We start from the raw sequence: 6,313 nt of genomic DNA, 5'->3' as shown, positions 1-6,313 counted from the left end.
AATGTAAAGTAATACGGTAATCCAGTCGATACTTGAACGAACGCGTTGATTTTTCATTTTAGTCGTTTTCTTCTTCTTTTTTTGCTTCTCCTACTTGTGCTTCAACGCTTGAAAGTGCCGAATCCTTTTCTGAAGATCGGTCTGGGAAACGTTGGTAAATAATATTTTCAATCTTTTTGTATTCAGGAGCTAAACTTCCTTTGAGCATTCGTTCTTCTAAATCGGTACGAGAAATTTTACCATTGATGTACTTTTCAATCATAAGAGTAGCAATAGGTCCAGCCCATGTAGCGCCATATCCAGAATTTTCAATAAATACCGCAATAGCAATTTTAGGATTATCTCTTGGCGCAAAAGCCACAAAAATTGAATGGTCTTTTAGTTGATAAGTCTTTCCTCCCACTCTAATTTTGTTTTCTGCCGTTCCTGTTTTTCCACAAATCTTGATGCCTTCCACTCTAAATCCAGAGCCCGTTCCGTTATTATATACATCTTCTAATCCTTGAATAACAGGCTCAAAATATTGTTTGTCAATTGTTGTATTATGACGGGTCGTAAACTTCTTGTCTAATTTTTGATTTTTAATATTTTTAACAATATGTGGTGTATAATAATATCCTCGATTTGCCACGGTTGCCATCATGTTTGCTAATTGCATAGGTGAGGTTAAGATTTCACCTTGGCCAATCGCATTTGAAATAATATAAGAACTGCGAATGGGAGCGCCTTTGTACATTTTTTTATACAGCTTTGAGGTAGGCACGAGTCCTTTTGCACCAATTGGCATATCGGTTCCTAAATATTGTCCCAAGCCAAAACTCTTCACATGTTTTGACCAATTGTCAACACTATAAAAGGAATTTTTATATTTTTCTATGGTTCGTTTATAAGTATTACCAAAATAAGAATTACAAGATTTATAAATTCCATTGTTCAATTGTAAAGTGTGTAAACCGCAGTGGCAGCCCATAAATCGACCAAAATTTGCTCCATGATTGCAATAAAAAGTGCTTTGTTCATTAATAACTCCTTCTTGTAAACCAATAAGTCCTGTAATGATTTTAAACGGAGAACCTGGAGGATAAGTAGCTTGAAGCCCTCTATCATATAATGGTTTCGAGATAGAATCGTTGTATAAAGCTGTATAGTTTTTTGAACGTTGGCGACCCACTAACATCGCAGGATCAAAGGTTGGAGCAGAAACTAAAGTTAAAATCTCCCCAGTTTTTGGTTCAATGGCAACGATTCCTCCTCTTTTGTTAATCATTAAGTCTGTGCCATATTTTTGTAATTCATGGTCGATGGTTAACGTTAAATCATTTCCTTGTTGTGAAATAGTATCAAATTCCCCGTTTTTATATGGCCCAATAATTTTGTTATGCTTGTCACGAAGCAAGTATTTTACTCCTTTTATCCCGCGAAGAATTTCTTCATATTCTTGTTCAACTCCTTGTTTTCCTATCAAATCACCACTATTGTAGTATTCATTATTTTTCAAAATGGCATCGTTCACTTGCGTGATGAATCCAAAAATATTGGCACAATCCTTTACTTGATAATCGCGAAGTGATCTTTTTTGGGCATAAAATCCTTCAAATTTTCGTTCTTTCTCTTGAAAAGCAGCATATTCTGCTTTGTTCAATTGGGCTAAAAAAACCGAAGGAAGCATTGGACTATATACTGTTGCTTTTTTTACTTTTCTAATAAAATCAGCTTTTGAGATGTGCAATAGCTTACAGAATTCTAAGGTGTCGATATTTTTTATTTCGCGCGGAACCACCATAATATCATAAGATGGTTGATTTGCAACTAAAAGTTTTCCGTTTCGGTCGTAAATATATCCTCGCTCTGGAAAATCAAAAATCTTTTTAATGGCATTATTTTCAGATTTTAATTTTAAAGAATCGTCAATTACTTGCAAATAAAAAAAACGTATAATAAAAACAAGGGAAGAAATAATTATTACAGTGGGCAATGCAATTTTTCTCATCGTTTATTTGGCTTAATTAAGTAAACTATTAGTATACAAATAGTAAAAGTGAATAAAGCACTTACTATGGTGCGTGATAAAATAGTAAATAGTAATCCTAATCTAAAATATTCTAAATAGAATAATATAAAATGATGAATCACAATAGCTAATAACAGCAGTGTAATTCGCTCGGGCGACATCTTGTCGGCTATCTTAACGGTTTGATATTCATAACTTAATCCGAAAGAGAATCTAAACAATGTAGGCCGTAAAAAAGCTAATACAATTGAAGCCGTTGTGTGAACTCCTCCTGAATCACAAAATATATCTAACAATAGTCCTAAAAAAAAGCTTCCTAACAACAAAACACTTTTATTACTATTTACTGGATATAAAATAATAAATAATATATAAGGATAAGGGTTTATGTATCCAAACAAGTTGATGTTATTAAAAATCAATACTTGTAAGGATAAAAAAACGATAAATCGAATACTATTTAATAGACTATTGTTCACTTATTTTTTTGGTGCTGTTGTAATTGCTTCTAGTTCTTGTTTTTGTTTTTTCTTTTTATTTTCTATTACATATACATAACCTAGTGCAGTCATATCATTAAACAAGCGCACATTGATGGTATAATAATTGGTCTTTCGATCAATAAAAATTTTGTCAATTTTTCCAATTGGAATATTCTCAGGGAAAATATCAGAATTACCTCCTGTTACAATTGAATCTCCTTTTCGAAGTGAAGCTAATCGAGGTACATCTATTAATTGAGCAAATCCTACATTTTTTCCATCCCAAACTAATGATCCAAAATGATCTGAATTTTTAATCTTGGCATTAATTTTTGATTTGATGTTTAAGACACTTTGAATGGTTGCAAAATCTTTTGAGGTTTTTTCAACGATTCCTACAACTCCTTTGTCATTAATTACACCCATATCGGTTTTAATTGCTAAAGTCTTTCCTGCATTAATAGTAATATAATTTTCTCGAGTATTAAATGAGTTTTTTACTACTTTTCCTACTACTACATTAAAATTATTTAGGTCGTTTCTAAAAAGTGTTTTAGATGTTACCAAAGTATCTTTTTTGTTGAATAACAATTCTTTTAACAAGGCATTCTCTGATGCTAATTCTTTATTTTTTTCTTTTAGACTAAAATATTCATTGACATCATTTAATTGTGTATACACTGATCCGGTGATTTTGTTTGCCGAATTAATATATTCACTTCGATGATAGGTATGCGATTTTATAGTAAGGGAAAGCGAAAGGACCAAAAGCAGCAAAAACAGCAATCGATAGCTGTTTTTTATGATAAAATTAATTATTTGCTGCATGGATTATTTTTTATTTAATCAGAATTCCTTTGTACTTATTGATGTTTTTTAAAGCCATTCCCGTTCCCCTTACAACGGCTCTTAGTGGATCTTCGGCAATGTATACAGGCAAATCTGTTTTTAATGAGATTCTTTTATCTAATCCTCTTAACATTGATCCTCCACCGGCAAGATAAATTCCGGTATTATAAATATCGGCTGCTAATTCTGGAGGTGTTTGAGATAATGTTTCCATAACTGCATCTTCAATTCGTTGAATCGATTTATCTAAGGCTTTTGCTATTTCTCTGTACGAAACATCTACTTGTTTTGGTTTTCCAGTAAGTAAATCTCTACCTTGAACCGACATATCTTCTGGCGCATTGTCTAAATCTTCAATGGCAGCTCCAATTTGAATTTTAATTTTTTCTGCAGTAGTTTCTCCAACAAATAAATTGTGTTGGGTTCTCATGTAATAGATAATATCATTTGTAAAAACATCCCCTGCAATTTTTACCGATTTATCACAAACAATTCCGCCAAGGGCAATTACTGCAATTTCAGTAGTACCACCACCAATATCAACAATCATGTTTCCTTTAGGTTGCATAATATCTACTCCAATACCAATAGCTGCTGCCATTGGTTCATGAATTAAGTAAACTTCTTTACCGTTTACACGTTCTGCTGATTCTTTAACCGCACGCATTTCCACTTCAGTAATTCCTGAAGGAATACAAATAACCATACGAAGCGCTGGTGTAAAAAATTTCTTTTTTAAAGCGGGAATACTTTTAATAAACATTTTGATCATCTGCTCAGAAGCATCAAAATCGGCAATAACCCCATCTTTCAATGGGCGAATTGTTTTGATGTTTTCATGCGTCTTCCCTTGCATCATATTAGCTTCTTTTCCTACGGCAATAATTTTACCTGTCACACGATCACGAGCAACAATAGACGGACTATCAATAACAACTTTGTCGTTATGGATGATTAGGGTGTTTGCGGTACCAAGGTCGATTGCGATATCCTCGGTCATGAAATCAAAAAATCCCATAGTTTTATGAAGGGTTTAACGTTTTTTTCTTAAATAGTATACAACTAACAAAACTATGAAAATTATCTGGAATAATTTCAATTAAAAACGCATTAAAAAAAATATTTTCAATGCGTTAAAAATTAGGCTATAAATTGTATAAAAAATTAGTGTTTAAAGTGACGTATTCCTGTAAAAACCATTGCCATATTATTATCATTACAATAATTGATACTCAACTCGTCTTTAATAGATCCGCCTGGCTGAATAACTGCTGTAATACCTGCTTTGTTTGCAATTTCCACACAATCTGGAAATGGAAAGAAAGCATCGCTAGCCATAACTGCACCTGTTAAATCAAACTCAAATGAAGTTGCTTTTTCTATAGCTTGTTTCAATGCATCTACACGTGAAGTTTGTCCGGTACCTGATGCACATAATTGTTTATTTTTAGCGAAAACGATTGTATTTGACTTGGTGTGTTTACATATTTTAGATGCAAACAATAAATCTCCAATTTCATCAGCAGTTGGAGCTGAATTAGTAACTGTTGTTAAATGAGATTTCGAATCGGTAACATTGTCTTTATCTTGCACCAAAACACCATTCAAACAAGTTCGTACATTTTTTTGAGGTAGTTCTACTTCATTCAAAATCAATATGATTCGATTCTTTTTTTCTTCCAATACATCAATAGCTTCTTGATCATATGCGGGTGCAATAACTACTTCGCAAAATAATTTATTGATTTCCTCTGCCGTTGCAAGATCAATTTTTCCATTAGCAATTAGCACTCCTCCAAATGCAGAGGTTGGATCTGCAGCTAAAGCATCTAAATAAGCTTGCTTCATAGTGCTTCTAGAAGCCAAACCACAAGCATTGTTGTGTTTTAAAATTGCAAAAGTAGGCTCATCTTCTTTAAATTCGTTCATCAAGTTAACTGCAGCATCAACATCTAATAAATTATTATAAGACAATTCTTTACCGTGAACTTTAGTAAACATTTGGTCAAAATCACCAAAGAAAAAACCTTTTTGATGCGGATTTTCGCCATAACGAAGAATTTGTCCGTTTGCTACACTCGTTTTAAAATAGGTTTCATCGGTGTTGAAATAATTAAAAATTGCGCCATCATAATGTGATGAAACATGAAATGCTTTAGTAGCTAATAATCTTCTGTTTTCTAATGTTGTAGCGCCATTATTTACTAAATAAAAATTCAAAAAAGCAGCATATTCCTCTACCGAAGGAACAATTACGGTGTCTTTGAAATTTTTTGCTGCTGCTCTAATTAATGAAATTCCTCCAATATCAATTTTTTCAATAATATCGGCTTCATTAGCTCCAGAAGCAACTGTTTTTTCAAACGGATATAAATCTACAATTACTAAGTCTATTTGTGGAATATTGAATTCTTGCATTTGTTGCACATCTCCAGAATGATCTTGACGGTTTAAAATACCTCCAAAGATTTTTGGATGTAACGTTTTTACTCTTCCGCCTAAAATTTCTGGAAAAGACGTAATATCTTCCACGGCAACAACTGGTATATCTAAGTTTTTAATAAAAGTTTCTGTACCGCCAGTAGAATAAATAGTTACATTGTTTTGATGCAATGCTTTAACAATTGGCTCTAATCCTGTTTTGTCAAATACAGATATTAGTGCCGAAGCAATTTTTTTTGTTGAATTCATTAGGTTGTGTTGTTTAAGATGCAAAAGTAGTTATACTTCTTAAAACTTTCAAACATAATTTAAAGTGATTTTAAGATTTTATAAACAAAACTATCGGTTGAACTTTACTAAGTAATAAAATATAAAAAGCTCTAAATCATTTCGATAAAGAGCTTTTTTTGTGCGGGTAAAAGGACTCGAACCTTCACACCTTGCGGCACCAGATCCTAAGTCTGGCGTGTCTACCAATTTCACCATACCCGCGATAATTGGAGTGCAAATATAACGCTTTCGATTAAAA

Annotated in this window: 5 protein-coding genes and 1 tRNA gene; all 6 read right to left on the bottom strand. The window is 32.6% G+C overall.

Annotation, left to right across the window (positions count from 1 at the left end):
* Positions 1–58 precede the first annotated feature (58 nt).
* On the bottom strand, positions 59–1,990 hold the full coding sequence (gene mrdA / locus ACIQZC_RS08225) for a penicillin-binding protein 2 (protein ID WP_396138752.1): 1,932 nt from the start codon (positions 1,988–1,990) through the stop codon (positions 59–61).
* The gene (locus ACIQZC_RS08220) at positions 1,987–2,490 is read right to left on the bottom strand and encodes a rod shape-determining protein MreD (RefSeq protein ID WP_396138751.1); all 504 of its coding nucleotides are present in this window, start codon (positions 2,488–2,490) and stop codon (positions 1,987–1,989) included. The genes mrdA and ACIQZC_RS08220 overlap by 4 nt, the downstream gene beginning before the upstream one ends.
* Positions 2,491–3,321, bottom strand: a complete 831-nt coding sequence (mreC, locus tag ACIQZC_RS08215) for a rod shape-determining protein MreC (protein WP_396138750.1) — start codon at positions 3,319–3,321, stop codon at positions 2,491–2,493.
* 10 nt (positions 3,322–3,331) lie between these two features.
* Positions 3,332–4,360: a rod shape-determining protein gene (locus tag ACIQZC_RS08210; RefSeq protein WP_396138749.1), complete on the bottom strand. Its 1,029-nt coding sequence runs from the start codon at positions 4,358–4,360 to the stop codon at positions 3,332–3,334.
* Between the two features lie 146 nt (positions 4,361–4,506).
* Entirely contained in the window at positions 4,507–6,033 is a 1,527-nt protein-coding gene (gene purH / locus ACIQZC_RS08205; protein ID WP_396138748.1) for a bifunctional phosphoribosylaminoimidazolecarboxamide formyltransferase/IMP cyclohydrolase, read from the bottom strand.
* Between the two features lie 161 nt (positions 6,034–6,194).
* Positions 6,195–6,276, bottom strand: a tRNA-Leu gene (locus ACIQZC_RS08200).
* Between the last annotated feature and the right edge of the window lie 37 nt (positions 6,277–6,313).

This window comes from Flavobacterium sp., assembly GCF_044338735.1.
Taxonomy (GTDB): domain Bacteria; phylum Bacteroidota; class Bacteroidia; order Flavobacteriales; family Flavobacteriaceae; genus Flavobacterium.
This window is presented reverse-complemented; position numbering and strand designations above follow the sequence as displayed.